The 14,948-nt window shown below is 60.2% G+C and carries 16 protein-coding genes; 11 read left to right on the forward strand and 5 right to left on the reverse strand.

Features of this window, described 5'->3' with window-relative positions; translation table 11 throughout:
- Positions 1-59 precede the first annotated feature (59 nt).
- Both PPUTUW4_RS00230 and PPUTUW4_RS00235 read left to right on the forward strand, forming a co-directional pair.
- Positions 60-791, forward strand: a complete 732-nt coding sequence (locus tag PPUTUW4_RS00230) for a carbonic anhydrase (RefSeq protein ID WP_015092887.1) — start codon at positions 60-62, stop codon at positions 789-791.
- A gap of 90 nt (positions 792-881) precedes the next feature.
- Complete coding sequence (locus tag PPUTUW4_RS00235) at positions 882-2,408, forward strand: SulP family inorganic anion transporter (RefSeq protein ID WP_015092888.1); 1,527 nt, start codon at positions 882-884, stop codon at positions 2,406-2,408.
- 105 nt (positions 2,409-2,513) lie between these two features.
- Here PPUTUW4_RS00235 and PPUTUW4_RS00240 read toward each other — a convergent pair whose 3' ends face one another.
- Positions 2,514-3,164, reverse strand: a complete 651-nt coding sequence (locus tag PPUTUW4_RS00240) for a hypothetical protein (RefSeq protein ID WP_015092889.1) — start codon at positions 3,162-3,164, stop codon at positions 2,514-2,516.
- A 369-nt stretch (positions 3,165-3,533) separates the two neighbouring features.
- On the opposite strand from PPUTUW4_RS00240, the gene coxB reads away from it, so the two are divergent.
- From coxB to PPUTUW4_RS00260, 4 genes are all read left to right on the forward strand, one after another.
- Positions 3,534-4,661, forward strand: coding sequence for a cytochrome c oxidase subunit II (coxB, locus tag PPUTUW4_RS00245; protein ID WP_015092890.1), 1,128 nt, complete (start codon positions 3,534-3,536; stop codon positions 4,659-4,661).
- 82 nt (positions 4,662-4,743) lie between these two features.
- Positions 4,744-6,336 carry a cytochrome c oxidase subunit I gene (ctaD, locus tag PPUTUW4_RS00250; RefSeq protein ID WP_015092891.1) on the forward strand — a complete coding sequence of 531 codons (1,593 nt, stop codon included), beginning with the start codon at positions 4,744-4,746 and terminating at the stop codon, positions 6,334-6,336.
- A gap of 138 nt (positions 6,337-6,474) precedes the next feature.
- Complete coding sequence (locus PPUTUW4_RS00255) at positions 6,475-7,026, forward strand: cytochrome c oxidase assembly protein (RefSeq protein ID WP_015092892.1); 552 nt, start codon at positions 6,475-6,477, stop codon at positions 7,024-7,026.
- Positions 7,027-7,051: 25 nt separating this feature from the next.
- Positions 7,052-7,939 (forward strand): cytochrome c oxidase subunit 3, encoded by an 888-nt coding sequence (locus PPUTUW4_RS00260; protein WP_015092893.1) that lies wholly within the window; start codon positions 7,052-7,054, stop codon positions 7,937-7,939.
- A 26-nt stretch (positions 7,940-7,965) separates the two neighbouring features.
- On the opposite strand, the gene PPUTUW4_RS00265 is transcribed toward PPUTUW4_RS00260, so the two are convergent.
- Positions 7,966-8,169: a twin transmembrane helix small protein gene (locus tag PPUTUW4_RS00265; RefSeq protein WP_015092894.1), complete on the reverse strand. Its 204-nt coding sequence runs from the start codon at positions 8,167-8,169 to the stop codon at positions 7,966-7,968.
- Between the two features lie 71 nt (positions 8,170-8,240).
- Here PPUTUW4_RS00265 and PPUTUW4_RS00270 point away from each other — a divergent pair, with 71 nt between their 5' ends.
- From PPUTUW4_RS00270 to PPUTUW4_RS00290, 5 genes are read left to right on the forward strand one after another with little or no spacing between them, the layout of a single operon-like run.
- Complete coding sequence (locus tag PPUTUW4_RS00270) at positions 8,241-8,981, forward strand: SURF1 family protein (protein ID WP_015092895.1); 741 nt, start codon at positions 8,241-8,243, stop codon at positions 8,979-8,981.
- Complete coding sequence (locus PPUTUW4_RS00275; RefSeq protein ID WP_015092896.1) at positions 8,947-9,540, forward strand: hypothetical protein; 594 nt, start codon at positions 8,947-8,949, stop codon at positions 9,538-9,540. Before PPUTUW4_RS00270 ends, PPUTUW4_RS00275 begins: the two co-directional genes overlap by 35 nt.
- Positions 9,541-9,550: 10 nt before the next feature.
- Positions 9,551-10,624 (forward strand): COX15/CtaA family protein, encoded by a 1,074-nt coding sequence (locus PPUTUW4_RS00280; protein ID WP_015092897.1) that lies wholly within the window; start codon positions 9,551-9,553, stop codon positions 10,622-10,624.
- Positions 10,612-11,511, forward strand: a complete 900-nt coding sequence (gene cyoE / locus PPUTUW4_RS00285) for a heme o synthase (protein ID WP_015092898.1) — start codon at positions 10,612-10,614, stop codon at positions 11,509-11,511. The genes PPUTUW4_RS00280 and cyoE overlap by 13 nt, the downstream gene beginning before the upstream one ends.
- Complete coding sequence (locus tag PPUTUW4_RS00290; protein WP_015092899.1) at positions 11,508-12,143, forward strand: SCO family protein; 636 nt, start codon at positions 11,508-11,510, stop codon at positions 12,141-12,143. Before cyoE ends, PPUTUW4_RS00290 begins: the two co-directional genes overlap by 4 nt.
- A gap of 173 nt (positions 12,144-12,316) precedes the next feature.
- On the opposite strand, the gene PPUTUW4_RS00295 is transcribed toward PPUTUW4_RS00290, so the two are convergent.
- The 3 genes from PPUTUW4_RS00295 to PPUTUW4_RS00305 are packed head-to-tail and all read right to left on the reverse strand — an operon-like array spanning position 12,317 to position 14,832.
- On the reverse strand, positions 12,317-13,090 hold the full coding sequence (locus PPUTUW4_RS00295) for a MetQ/NlpA family ABC transporter substrate-binding protein (protein WP_015092900.1): 774 nt from the start codon (positions 13,088-13,090) through the stop codon (positions 12,317-12,319).
- A 60-nt stretch (positions 13,091-13,150) separates the two neighbouring features.
- Complete coding sequence (locus PPUTUW4_RS00300; protein ID WP_008002212.1) at positions 13,151-13,825, reverse strand: methionine ABC transporter permease; 675 nt, start codon at positions 13,823-13,825, stop codon at positions 13,151-13,153.
- Positions 13,825-14,832: a methionine ABC transporter ATP-binding protein gene (locus PPUTUW4_RS00305; protein ID WP_015092901.1), complete on the reverse strand. Its 1,008-nt coding sequence runs from the start codon at positions 14,830-14,832 to the stop codon at positions 13,825-13,827. Before PPUTUW4_RS00305 ends, PPUTUW4_RS00300 begins: the two co-directional genes overlap by 1 nt.
- Positions 14,833-14,948 lie beyond the last annotated feature (116 nt).

The following is a 14,948-nucleotide window of genomic DNA, read 5'->3' on the forward strand; positions in this document are numbered from 1 at the left end:
CTGGCTTCACACCGGACCACACGGGATGACTCCCTGAGCCCGCCAATGAGGATGAATTGATGAGTGACAAGGATAAACAGCCGTTGGCTGCGTCGGCTTCAGCCCAACCCGAGGCCGAAACCGCCGATGCAGCGTTGAAGCATATCGTTGACGGCTTTTTGCATTTTCATCATGAGATCTTTCCTCAGCAGGAAGAGCTCTTCAAGAAACTCGCCACGGCCCAGCGGCCACGAGCGATGTTCATCGCCTGCGCCGATTCGCGCATCGTTCCTGAACTGATCACACAAAGCTCCCCGGGCGACCTGTTCGTGACCCGTAACGTCGGCAACGTGGTGCCGCCTTACGGGCAAATGAACGGTGGTGTCTCCACGGCCATCGAGTACGCCGTACTGGCTCTTGGGGTGCATCACATCATCATTTGCGGGCATTCCGACTGCGGCGCCATGCGCGCGGTACTCAACCCGGACAGTCTGGAGAAAATGCCCACGGTCAAAGCCTGGCTGCGTCATGCCGAAGTGGCCAAGACCATGGTGCAGGAGAACTGCAACTGCTCTAACGAAAGCGAAAGCATGCACATCCTCACCGAGGAGAATGTGATCGCCCAATTGCAGCATCTGCGTACCCATCCGTCGGTTGCCTCGCGCATGGCCAACGGTCAGCTGTTTATCCACGGCTGGGTCTACAACATCGAAACCAGCGAAATCAAAGCGTACGACGCCGATCAAGGCTGTTTCCTGCCGCTCAATGGCAGCCTGCCAATTCCCGTGGCGACGCCCAAAGCGCGCTTCTAAATCCTCCTAAATCGTTGTGTGGTTTAGCCGAGGCTGCCGTTCAGGCAGCCTGGCTTTGCCATGCCTGAAGAAAACTTCGGGAGACTCACCATGCGTGCTGCTCGACTCAAAGCTGTTCTGCCACGGGAGCTGTTGGCTTCGGTGGTCGTGTTTCTGGTCGCCCTGCCCCTGTGCATGGGCATTGCCATTGCCTCGGGGCTGCCACCGGCCAAAGGTCTGATCACCGGCATCATCGGCGGTCTGGTGGTCGGCTGGTTGGCCGGCTCGCCGCTGCAAGTCAGTGGCCCGGCAGCGGGCCTGGCCGTTCTGGTCTTCGAGTTGGTCCGCCAACACGGTATCGCCATGCTTGGGCCCATCCTGTTACTGGCGGGTTTGCTGCAACTGGTGGCGGGTCGATTGAAGCTGGGATGCTGGTTTCGGGTGACGGCGCCTGCGGTGGTGTACGGCATGCTGGCCGGGATTGGTGTACTGATTGTCCTGTCCCAAGTGCATGTAATGCTGGATGCGGTGCCCAAACCCTCGGGTCTCGATAACCTGGCAGCCTTCCCGGCGGCGTTGGCTCAGGCATTGCCCACGTTTGGCTGGCAAGCCGGTTTGCTCGGTCTGTCGACGATTGCTGTCATGTGGCTGTGGGAAAAATTCCGTCCGCAATCCTTGCGCTTCATTCCCGGGGCGCTACTGGGTGTCGGTCTGGCCACGCTGGCCAGCCTGGTGCTGGCGTTGCAGGTCAAACGGGTTGAGGTACCGGCCAACCTGACGGAGGCCATCGACTGGCTAAAGCCGGTTGACCTGCTCAACCTGGCCGATCCGACATTGCTGATCGCGGCGTTTGCCGTGGCCTTTATCGCCAGCGCCGAAACTTTGCTCTCAGCCGCGGCAGTTGATCGGATGCACAGTGGTCAGCGTTCGGACTTCGACCGGGAACTGACGGCGCAAGGTATCGGCAACATGCTGTGCGGTGTGCTTGGGGCACTACCGATGACCGGCGTTATCGTGCGTAGTTCGGCGAATGTTCAGGCCGGAGCAACCACACGGTTTTCGACCATATTCCACGGCCTGTGGCTGCTGGCGTTCGTGCTGTTGCTGTCCAGCGTCCTGCAAAGCATTCCGGTGGCAAGCCTGGCGGGCGTGCTGGTGTACACCGGTTTCAAACTGGTGGATCTCAAGGTCTTTCGGGGTTTGGGCCGGTATGGTCGGGCGCCGATGTTCACATACGCGGCAACCGCGTTGGCCATCGTTTTTACCGACCTGCTGACGGGCGTGTTGATTGGCTTTGGCCTGACCCTGGTGAAACTGGCGCTGAAAGCATCGCGCTTGAAGATCAGCCTGATCGACCTGCCCCGGGAAGGGGAAATGGAGTTGCGCCTGACGGGCGCGGCGACCTTCCTCAAAGTGCCGGCGCTGACCCAGGTACTGAGCAGCATTCCGGTGGGTACGACGGTGCATGTGCCGCTCAATAACCTGAGCTACATCGATCACTCGTGTCTGGAGTTACTGGAGGAATGGGGGCGAGCCAATGCGGGCAAGGGTTCGAAACTGTTGATCGAATCGCGGGGATTGAAGCGTCGGCTTGAGGGGCGGGTGCGGACGAATACCGGCATCGGTGCGGTTGGCTGAGATACCTGTGTGGGAGCGGACCTGCGAATACGGTCAATCATTCAACGTTTATGTCGACTGACACGCCGCATTCGCGAGCAAGCCCGCTCCCGCAGGTTTCAGGGATCAGGCAGCTGGCTGATCCAGCTCCAGGCCTACGCCCAGGCGGCGGGACATGCACGGCCAGCGTTTCCATGCGGCGCCGGTGTCCGGGCTGCTGAGCTTCTCGCGATAGGCTTCCACCGACTCCAGCGCAAAGCTTTCGTCGTTGAGCATTTCGTCCACCGCGTGATGCACCACCTCGTCCAGTTGGTTGGCGAACTCCTCTCCGATCAATTGGTGAGCAATCAGGTTGGCGACAGTCATGTCCAAGGGGATCAGTGGCTGGCCGAAATGCTTGATGTACAGGTCGTTGACCTCTTCGACAAACCTGTGCGCCAGGTAGGCTTCATCCAGCAGGCTGTCGAGCCCGACGTGACCGTTCAGGACGGTCGGCGGCTGGAGGAAGTACTGTTCGGCGATTTTCAGCACCGGTTTGATCTGTGACTCGATGCCCGCTTCCCTGGCAACTTCATTGGCTGCATCCAGCAGATCAGGTACTTCTTCGATATAGGCGGCGACAAAACGCGTCAGCACGCCATTGGCATCCGCTTCCGGTAACTGGATCGACGGGTGCAGGTGAGGCAGTTTGCTTTCCAGCTGACGCGTCAGCAGGCCGGTGTCGGCTTCGTGTTGTTGGGCTTGTTGGATCTGCTCGCGCAATGCGGCGGTGTTCATGAAAACTCCAGGAAACAAGGCAATGAAATAGGGAAGACATAACTTAGCTGGCTTACGAAAAATGCTAAGACGCATTTGTCATAATTATTTCATCCTTGAGACGGCTCCGTTATATCGGTTTGCCACCACTCGTCTGCATCCTTCTCCATTCGTGCCCTGCAACGCAAGTTAATGCTGTTTCAGATGATTTACGCCTTCGCATTGCGAGGTCAGTGGTGCTGTCTATACTCGGGTTGGAATGGAGTTAGCTGATGACGCCCGACTGCATATGCAGCAAGGCCCGGTGCTCAAGTTCGTAGTCTGATGCAGCCGCTCCCTTGCCGCAGGTGAAAGCCGGCGGGATAACAAGAACGATAAGGGGAACCCGCAATGATGCGACATCCACATGTCTGGATGGGCCTCCTGTTGTGGTCGATTTTCAGTCAGGCGCAAGCGGCCTGGACTGTGAATATGGCGCCTGGAGCGACTGAAATCAGTCACGCAGTATTCGACCTGCACATGACCATTTTCTGGATCTGTGTGGTGATCGGCATCATCGTTTTTGGTGCCATGTTCTGGTCGATGATTCTCCACCGCCGCTCGACCGGGCAGGTGGCCGCCAAATTTCATGAAAGCACCACCGTCGAAATCCTCTGGACCATCGTGCCCTTCCTGATCCTGGTGGCCATGGCGGTTCCCGCTACCGCAACCCTGATCAAGATGTACGACGCCAGCGAGCCGGAGATCGATATCCAGGTCACCGGCTACCAGTGGAAGTGGCACTACAAATACCTGGGCCAGGACGTCGAGTTCTTCAGCAACCTGACCACCCCCCAGGATCAAATCCACAACAAGGAAGCCAAGAGTGAGCACTACTTGCTCGAGGTCGACAAGCCATTGGTGCTGCCGGTCGGCACCAAAGTGCGCTTCCTGGTGACCTCCGCCGACGTGATCCACTCCTGGTGGGTGCCGGCTTTCGCGGTCAAGCGCGATGCGATACCCGGGTTCGTCAATGAAGCCTGGACCCGCATCGACAAGCCCGGCATCTACCGTGGCCAATGCGCCGAGTTGTGCGGCAAGGATCACGGCTTCATGCCGACCGTGGTCGAGGTCAAGGAAAAGGCCGATTACGAAAAATGGCTGGCCGATCGCAAGGTCGAGGCCGCGCAGCTCAAAGAGCTGACCAGCAAGGAATGGACGCTCGACGAGCTCAAGGAGCGCGGCGACAAGGTCTATCACACTACCTGCGTGGCCTGTCACCAGGCCGAAGGCCAGGGCCTGCCGCCGATGTTCCCGGCACTCAAGGGCTCGAAAATCGCCACCGGACCAAAAGAAGATCACCTGGGCATTGTCTTCCACGGCAAGCCTGGCACTTCCATGGCCGCATTCGGCAAACAGCTCTCGGAAGTCGATATCGCAGCGGTCGTGACCTATGAACGTAACGCCTGGGGCAACAACAAGGGCGACATGGTCACGCCAAAAGAAGTGCTGGAGCTGAAACAGGCGGAAAGCAAATGACCCGGTCTATTGCGCACGTAAGGAACCGGTCGGGGCTACGCACCCCGGCCTGCCCAGCCCATCTGTTTGCAGGAGACAGGACATGACTGCTGTAATCGATGAACATGTTCATACCGCCACCGACCACGCCCACGGCCCCGCCAAAGGCCTGATGCGCTGGGTGCTGACCACCAACCACAAGGACATCGGCACCCTGTACCTGTGGTTTGCGTTCTCCATGTTCCTGCTCGGCGGTTCGTTCGCGATGGTGATTCGCGCCGAGCTGTTCCAGCCGGGGCTGCAGATCGTCCAGCCGGAATTCTTCAACCAGATGACCACCATGCACGGTCTGGTGATGGTCTTCGGTGCGGTGATGCCCGCCTTCGTCGGCCTCGCCAACTGGATGATCCCGCTGATGATCGGCGCGCCGGACATGGCCCTGCCGCGGATGAACAACTTCAGCTTCTGGCTGTTGCCGGCGGCGTTCCTGATGCTGGTGTCGACCCTGTTCACCCCCGGTGGCGGGCCGAACTTCGGCTGGACGTTCTACGCGCCGCTGTCGACGACCTATGCGCCCGAAAGCGTGACCTTCTTCATCTTCGCCATCCACTTGATGGGGATCAGTTCGATCATGGGTGCGATCAACGTGATCGCCACCATCCTCAACCTGCGTGCCCCTGGCATGACGCTGATGAAAATGCCGCTGTTCGTCTGGACCTGGCTGATCACGGCGTTCCTGCTGATCGCGGTGATGCCGGTGCTGGCGGGCTGCGTGACCATGATGCTGATGGACATCCACTTCGGCACTAGCTTCTTCAGCGCCGCCGGTGGCGGTGACCCGGTGCTGTTCCAGCACGTGTTCTGGTTCTTCGGCCACCCCGAGGTGTACATCATGATCCTGCCGGCCTTCGGTGCCGTCAGCTCGATCATTCCGGCCTTCTCGCGCAAGCCGCTGTTCGGCTATACCTCGATGGTCTACGCCACGGCGAGTATCGCGTTCCTGTCGTTCATCGTCTGGGCGCACCACATGTTCGTGGTCGGCATTCCGCTGGTGGGCGAGTTGTTCTTCATGTACGCCACTCTGCTGATTGCGGTGCCAACGGGTGTGAAGGTATTCAACTGGGCCAGTACCATGTGGCAGGGCTCGCTGACGTTCGAGACACCGATGCTGTTTGCCGTGGCGTTCGTGATCCTGTTCTCCATCGGCGGTTTCTCCGGATTGATGCTGGCCATCGCCCCGGCTGACTTCCAGTACCAGGACACCTACTTCGTGGTCGCGCACTTCCATTACGTGCTGGTACCGGGGGCGATCTTCGGGATCTTCGCCTCGGCCTACTACTGGTTGCCGAAATGGACCGGTCACATGTACGACGAAACCCTCGGCAAGCTGCATTTCTGGCTGTCGTTCATCGGCATGAACCTGGCCTTTTTCCCTATGCACTTTGTGGGTCTGGCGGGCATGCCGCGACGGATTCCGGACTACAACCTGCAGTTCGCTGACTTCAACATGGTGTCGTCGGTCGGTGCATTCATGTTCGGGGCCACGCAGATCTTCTTCCTGTTCATCGTGATCAAGACCATTCGCGGCGGCGCGCCAGCACCGGCCAAACCGTGGGATGGGGCTGAAGGCCTGGAGTGGAGCATCCCGTCGCCGGCGCCGTATCACACCTTCACCACGCCGCCGGAAGTGAAATGAATACCTGCCCCTTTGTAGGAGCGAGCTTGCTCGCGATGGTCGTCAACGATAACGCTGGAGGCCTGATACCCCGCGGCGCTCTCAGGTTTTTCGCGAGCGGGCTCGCTCCTACAGGGGTTGGCGTAGAGGTTTGCAATCATGGCTGACTCGATTTCGCTGAAGAAACTGGTCACCCGTCTATTGCTGGTAGTGGGAGCAATGTTTGTATTCGGGTTTGCGCTGGTGCCGATCTACGACGTGATGTGCAGGGCCTTCGGCATCAATGGCAAGACCGCCGGGCAGTACGAGGGGGAGCAGACGGTCGACACCTCGCGGCAGGTGCGTGTGCAGTTTCTGTCGACCAATACCGCCGATATGCCGTGGGATTTTTACCCCAAGCATGACGAACTGACCGCTAACCCGGGGGCGGTGAACGAGATGATCTTCATCGCCCACAACCCCACCGATAAACCAATGAGTGCCCAGGCCGTGCCGAGCATCGCGCCAAGCACCGCGGCGGCGTACTTCCACAAGACCGAGTGTTTCTGCTTTACCCAGCAAGTGCTGCAGCCCGGTCAACGGATCGAGATGCCGGTACGTTTCATCGTTGACCGTGACATGCCCAAGGATGTGAAGCACCTGACGCTGTCTTACACGCTGTTCGATATCACCGCCCGACATCCACCGGTAGCTGTAAACACTGGCGGCTGAGCGTGCCCGATAAGGAGAACAATAAATGGCAACTCATGAACATTATTACGTGCCGGCCCAGAGCAAATGGCCAATCATCGCCACGGTCGGCATGTTCGTCACAGTGTTTGGTCTGGCCACCTGGTTCAATGATCTGAAAGCGGCGCGTCCGGAATCCCACGGGCCACTGATCTTTTTCGTCGGCGGGTTACTGCTGGCCTACATGCTGTTCGGTTGGTTCGGCACGGTGATCAAGGAAAGTCGCGACGGTTTGTACAGCGCACAAATGGATCGCTCGTTCCGCTGGGGCATGAGCTGGTTCATTTTCTCGGAGGTGATGTTCTTCATCGCCTTTTTCGGCGCACTGTTTTATGTGCGTCACATCTCCGGGCCGGCGCTTGGCGGTGAAGGCGCCCAAGGCATCACGCACATGCTGTGGCCGAACTTCCAGTTCACCTGGCCGCTGCTGGACAACCCCGACTCGAAACTGTTTCCGCCGCCCAAGGAGGTCATCAGCCCCTGGGGTCTGCCGCTGCTCAACACCGTGTTGCTGGTGAGCTCCAGTGTGACTGTGACCATCGCCCACCACGCCTTGAAAAAGGGCCATCGCGGCGCACTGAAACTCTGGCTGGCGCTCACCGTAGTGTTGGGCTGTGCATTCCTCATCTTCCAGGCCGAAGAGTACATGCACGCCTACCGCGAACTGGGTCTGACCCTGGGTTCGGGCATCTACGGCGCGACCTTCTTCATGCTCACCGGGTTCCACGGCGCCCACGTGACCATCGGCACCATCATCCTGTTCGTGATGCTGATGCGGGTCATGCGCGGGCACTTCGACAGCGAGCACCAGTTCGGCTTCGAAGCGGCGAGCTGGTACTGGCACTTCGTGGATGTGGTGTGGATCGGGTTGTTCGTTTTCGTCTACGTACTGTAGGGGCCAGCAAGCTGGCTCCTACACGGCTACCAGGGGGCATGAGAAACCAGCTGGCCGCTGAAAAAACCCCAGGTGATCAGACCGAGGGTAAGGGCGGCCAGCGTTACTCGCACACTCAAGGCAATGACGAGGCGGTTTGAGCTGCTGTCGTCCTTGACCAGAAAAAACAGGCCGCTGAACAGGCTGACAACCGTGGCAATCAGCATCAGGACGATGGCTGCTTTGAGCATGGTGGGACCTCCGGGGGACAAGCGATGCACTTGAGTATAGCTATCGCGATGACCAACTTTCTGGCGATGCCATGAAGCGCTTTCGGCCGGGTATCGTGCCAACGCTGGTGGTCGCACTGTTGCTGCCGCTACTGGTGTCCCTGGGGTTCTGGCAATTGAGCCGGGGCGCGGAGAAAAGCGCGCTGCTGCACACCTACGCCGAGCGCCGGGCCGCCGAGCCGATGGCCAGCACTGAACTGCAATACACCGCTGACCCGGCTTTCCGCCGGGTTCGCCTGCACGGCCGCTTCGATGCCGAACACAGCCTGCTGCTGGACAACAGTCAACGTAACGGCAGGGTCGGCGTCGAGCTGTTGCAACCCTTTCATGATCAGGCCAGCGGGCTCTGGCTGCTGGTCAATCGCGGCTGGCTGCCCTGGCCGGAACGCCGCACACCCGTGCAATTCAAGACACCTGCCGAGGCAGTCAGCCTCGACGCGTGGGTCTACGTCTCCCCCGGTGCACCATTTCAGTTGCATGCAGACCCGGAAACAGCGACGTGGCCGAAGCTGATTACGGCCGTTGAACCGGCCCGTCTCTGGAAGACGCTGAACCGCGAAGGCTTTGCCTTTGAGCTACGCGCCGAAACCGGCCACGCCACCTATCAGGCCGACTGGCCGGTAGTCGCCATGGGCCCGGAAAAACACATCGCTTATGCCGTGCAGTGGTTCGCCATGGCGATCGCCCTGTTCGGTCTTTATCTCTATCTCGGCTGGCACAACGCAAAGGAGAAACACCATGGGAGCGGCCATGAATCCACCCAGCATGTCTGAGGCGAAACCTTCGGTGAACCGGCGCAAGGGCCGTATGCAACTGCTGCTGATCCTGCTCGGGGTAATCGGTCCGATGATCCTTGCCACCGGCATGTACAAGCTGAATTTCTGGGTGCCCGAGGGCCGCAGTTATCACGGCGAACTGATCGGCAACGGTCAGACCCGCGCGGACATTGGCGTGCAGGCCCAGGAAGAGCGTTGGCAAATCCTGGTGACCGCGCCCAAAGATTGCGCGGTGGACTGCCAGCAACTGGTGTATCTGGCGCGGCAGATCCAGATCGGCCTCGGCCGCGATGCGTCCCGCGCTAGCCATGCATTGGCCGCCGCGCAGGCGCTGAACAGCGATTACGAGACTAAACTTCAACGCGAGTACCCGCAGTTGCAACGCTATTCACTGGACTTGCCTGCCTACACAAAAGGCGCTCAGAGCAATGACGCGCCGCACCTGTGGATCATCGACCCCCACGGCAATCTGGTGCTGCGCTACGACCCGTCGGTGAAGGGCAAGGACCTGCTGAACGATCTGCGCCACCTGCTGAAACTGTCGAACATCGGATAAGGGCATCGTCATGGCCAAGCCTGGATTTCGCCTCGCGTTGTTTGCCACCTTGCTGGCTCTGATCGTGGTATTGCTCGGCGCCTACACCCGCCTGACCCACGCCGGCCTCGGCTGCCCGGACTGGCCAGGCTGCTACGGTTTCATCAGCGTGCCGAAAAGCGAAGCCCAGCTGGCCCATGCCGAATTGCATTTCCCGGACGCTCCGGTCGAGGCCCACAAGGGCTGGAACGAGATGATACACCGCTACTTCGCTGGCACGCTGGGCGTGTTGATCGCGGTGTTGGCTGGTCGTGCGTGGTTGCATCGCCGTCATCCGGGGCAACCGGTGAAGTTGCCATTGTTTCTGTTGGCGGTGGTCATCGGACAGGCCGCGTTCGGCATGTGGACGGTAACGCTCAAGCTCTGGCCGCAGGTGGTCACCGGGCATTTGCTTGGCGGCTTCGCGACCTTGAGCCTGTTGTTTCTGCTGACCTTGCGCCTGTCCGGCGTGCTGCCGGCGCTGACCGTGCCACGACGTTTGCAGCACTGGGCGACGGCGGGGCTGTTGCTGGTGATCGGGCAAATCGCCCTCGGTGGCTGGGTCAGTTCCAACTACGCCGCCGTGGCCTGCATCGACTTTCCAACCTGTCACGGCCAATGGCTGCCGCCTGCCGATTTTGCCAATGGCTTTCATCTGACCCAACACATCGGCCCGAATTACCTCGGCGGGCAACTGGACAGCGATGCCCGTACGGCCATCCACCTGACCCATCGCATCGGCGCCTTGCTGGTCACCCTGGTGTTGCTCGGTCTGGCCTGGCAATTGAAGGCGGTCGGCATGACACGCCTGGCAGCCCTGGTGCTGATCGCCCTTGGCGCACAAATCACCCTGGGCATCAGCAATGTGCTGTTCCATTTGCCGCTGCCGCTGGCCGTCGCGCATAACGCGGGCGGCGCGGCGCTGTTGCTGACCATGGTGCTGGTCAACTACCACGCCCGAACCAGTCTGGTCCGGGTCAAACAGCCAACGCGCTGGCGCTTCAGCCTGCGTAAACATTCAGCCGGGCCCATAACAATAAAAGGAGAGATGCCATGGCGATTCTGATCGGCGAACGTCCCAGTCAGGCGATCTGGCGTGACTACCTGGAACTGACAAAACCCAAAGTCGTGGTGCTGATGCTCATCACGTCACTGGTGGGGATGTTCCTCGCGACCCGTGCCGGGGTGCCGTGGACGGTGCTGGTGTTCGGCAACCTGGGCATCGCCCTGTGTGCCGGTGGCGCCGCGGCGGTCAATCATGTGGTGGACCGGCGCATCGACGCGGTGATGGCGCGCACCCACAAACGGCCGCTCGCCGAAGGCCGGATATCTCCGACCGCCGCGCTGACGTTCGCGCTGGTATTGGCGGCCCTCGGGCAAGCCATGCTGCTGGCGTTTACCAACCCTCTGACCGCGTGGCTGACCCTCGCCTCGCTGCTTGGCTATGCGGTGATCTACACCGGATTCCTCAAGCGTGCGACCCCGCAGAACATCGTCATCGGCGGTCTGGCCGGTGCCGCGCCGCCCTTGCTCGGCTGGACCGCAGCCACCGGTCATGTCAGCGCCGAACCGCTGCTGCTGGTGCTGATCATCTTCGCCTGGACCCCGCCGCACTTCTGGGCGCTGGCAATCCATCGCAAGGAGGAATACGCCAAGGCCGACATCCCGATGCTGCCGGTCACCCATGGCGAGCACTACACCAAGATTCATATCCTGCTGTATACCTTTGCGCTGCTCGCCGTCAGCCTGATGCCCTACGTGATCCACATGAGCGGTATGCTCTACCTGGTCTGCGCGCTCGGGCTGGGCGCGCGCTTTCTGCAATGGGCCGTGGTGTTGTACCGTGGCACTAGGCCGCACGCGGCGATCAACACGTTCAAGTACTCTATTTACTACTTGTTCCTGCTGTTTATCGCCCTGCTCGTAGACCACTACTTACTGTTGAACCTATGACTCGAACCCAGAAAACCGTCTTCATCCTCGTCGCCCTGGTCGCACTGATCCTGGGCCTGACCGTCAACAAGGTACTGTCCGGGAAAGACCAGGGCGACCCGACGGCGCTGATCGACGCCGGTATCATTTTGCTGCCGCAAAGCCGCAATCTGCCGGACGTGACGATGACCAATCAGGACGGCCAGCCGGTCGCGATCAATGAATTGAAGGGTAAGTGGAGCCTGCTGTTTTTCGGCTACACCTTCTGCCCGGACGTCTGTCCTACCACCCTGGCCCAGCTGCGACAGATCAAGAGCGAGTTGCCGCCCGAGGCGGTGGATAAGCTGCAGATCGTGCTGGTCAGTATCGACCCCAATCGCGACACCCCCCAGCAGCTCAAGCAGTACCTGGGCTACTTTGACCCGCAATTTGTCGGCCTGACGCCAAAGTCGATCGATGAGCTGCAAAAGGTCTCCAACGCGGTGAGCATTCCGTTCATTCCGGCGGACACCAACAAGCCAAACTACACCGTCGACCACAGTGGCAACCTCGCGGTGATCGGGCCGGACGGCACGCAGCGCGGCTTCATCCGGGCGCCGTTGAACAACGCGAAGCTGGTGGCGCAGTTGCCGGTGATGCTCAAGCGTAATTAAGCGACACAAAACCCTGTGGGAGCGGGCTTGCTCGCGAAGGCGGTGGTTCAGCCGACATTGATAGTGGCTGACACACCGCCTTCGCGAGCAAGCCCGCTCCCACAGGGGTCTATATTTCAAGGCACAAAAAAGGGGACGCACTTGGCGTCCCCTGTTTCGTTTCCGCAGTTCAATCAGAACGCCGGCACTACCGCGCCTTTGTACTTCTCGAGGATGAAGGCCTTCACTTCCGGGCTGTGCAGAGCTGCAACCAGCTTCTTCATCGCCTCGCTGTCCTTGTCATCCGGGCGAGCCACCAGGATGTTCACGTACGGCGAGTCGTTGCCTTCGATGACCAGCGCGTCCTTGGCCGGATCAAGCTTGGCTTCCAGCGCGTAGTTGGTGTTGATCAGCGCCAGGTCGACCTGGGTCAGCACGCGCGGGATGGTCGCGGCTTCCAGTTCGCGGATTTTCAGGTCCTTGGTGTTCTCGGTGATGTCCTTCACGGTCGACAGGATGTTGTTCGAATCCTTCAACTTGATCAGCCCGGCCTTGGCCATCAGCAACAGTGCACGGCCGCCATTGGTGGCGTCGTTCGGGATCACCACGTTGGCGCCGCCAGGCAATTCAGCGAGGGTCTTGTACTTGCTGGAGTAAGCGCCCAGGGGTTCCAGGTGCACGCCGGCGACGGATACCAGGTTTGTGCCCTTGGCCTTGTTGAACTCATCCAGGTACGGCTGGTGCTGGAAGAAGTTGGCATCCAGGCGCTTTTCCGCGACCTGCACGTTCGGCTGGATGTAGTCGGTGAAGACCTTGACCTTCAGGTCCACGCCTTCTTTGGCCAGGGTCGGCTTCACGAATTCGAGGATCTCGGCGTGTGGCACCGGGGTGGCCGCGACGGTCAGGGTGTCAGCCGCGTGGGCCGAGAATGCGGCAACGGCAGCGAAGGCGACGAGTAGTTTTTTCATTCAGCTAACTCCTTGTGAGGCGCCCGTTTGGCGCCTGCCAGCGAATGGCCGGCTCATGTCTTACTTGCGGGAAAAGTGGACGACCAACTTGTCGCCAACGGTTTGTAGTACCTGGACCAATACCAGCAGCAACACCACTGTCACGACCATCACATCGGTCTGGAAACGCTGGTAACCGAAGCGGATCGCCAGGTCACCCAGACCACCGGCGCCGACAACACCCGCCATCGCCGTGTAGGACACCAGTGTAATTGCGGTCACCGTAATCGCCGCGAAGATGCCCGGACGAGCCTCAGGCAGCAACGCATTGGTGATGATCTGTCGCGTGGTCGCACCCATGGCCTGGGTGGCTTCGATGATGCCGCGGTCCACTTCACGCAGGGCGGTTTCCACCAGGCGCGCGAAGAACGGCGTGGCACCCACCACCAGTGGCGGGATCGCACCGGCAACGCCGAGGGATGTGCCGGTGATCAACACGGTGAACGGAATCATCACGATCAACAGGATGATGAACGGCAGCGAACGCAGGATGTTCACCACCAGCGACAACATCGCGTAGACACCTTTGGCTTCCAGCAACTGGCGCGGGCTGCACAGGAACAGCAGTACGCCCAGCGGCAAGCCGAGCAGCACGGTGAACAACAGCGAACCGCCGAGCATCAGCAGGGTGTCGCCAGTGGCCAGCCAGATTTCGAACCAGTCGATATTGGCGAAGAAACTTGTCAGGGCTTCCATTAACGCAGCACCTCCATGTGGACGTCGGCTGCGGTGAAGCGGGCGAACGCCGCCTCCATGTCACCGCCGGTCACGGCCAGGGTCAGTTGCCCGTAAGGGACGTCTTTGATGCGGTCGATACGACCGGCCAGGATGCTGTAGTCCACCCCGGTTTCCCGGGCGACGGTGCCCAGCAACGGCGCGTAGGTCGCATCGCCCTGGAAGGTCAGACGCACGATGCGCCCCGGTACGTGAGCGAAGTCGTCACGCTGTTCGCTTTCGTCGATCTGCTCGTCTTCCTGCACAAAGCGTTTGGTGGTCGGGTGCTTCGGATGCAGGAACACCTCGGCCACCGAGCCTTGCTCGACGATCATGCCGGCGTCCATCACGGCCACTTGGTCGCAGACCCGGCGGATCACGTCCATTTCGTGGGTGATCAACACGATGGTCAGTTTCAGCTCGCGATTGATCTCGGCCAGCAATTGCAGGACCGATGCAGTGGTTTGCGGGTCGAGAGCGCTGGTGGCTTCATCGCACAGCAGGATTTTTGGCTTGGTCGCCAGGGCGCGGGCAATGCCGACACGCTGCTTTTGCCCGCCGGACAATTGCGCCGGGTACTTTTTCGCGTGGTCGGACAAACCGACCCGCGCCAGCAACTCGGCCACGCGCGAATCTATCTCGCTGCGCGACAGTTCGCCGGCCAGGGTCAGTGGCAGTGCGACGTTGTCGGCGACGGTCTTGGAGGCCAGCAGGTTGAAGTGCTGGAAAATCATCCCGACCTGCTGACGGAAGCGGCGCAGGCCGTTGGCGTCGAGCGCGGTGACTTCTTCACCGTCGACGGTGATCTTGCCGCCACTGGCGTTTTCCAGGCGATTGATCAGACGCAGCAGGGTACTTTTTCCTGCGCCGGAATGACCGATCAAGCCGAAAACCTGCCCGTTCTCAATCGTCAGACTGGTCGGATGCAGCGCGGGGATTTCCTTACCGGCGACGCGGTAGGTTTTATGGACGTTTTGAAACTCGATCACGTAGCGAACCTTGTGGGGCGCGTTAGAAAAGGGTCAGCGGTTAGCCGGGCGCGCATTTTAGCCTGTCCGTATAGAGGTTCTTAGCATTTATTTCGCATTTGTCCTGTCATTTGGCA

Origin of the sequence: Pseudomonas sp. UW4, from assembly GCF_000316175.1 — a bacterium.
In the GTDB taxonomy this organism is placed as follows: domain Bacteria; phylum Pseudomonadota; class Gammaproteobacteria; order Pseudomonadales; family Pseudomonadaceae; genus Aquipseudomonas; species Aquipseudomonas laurylsulfatiphila.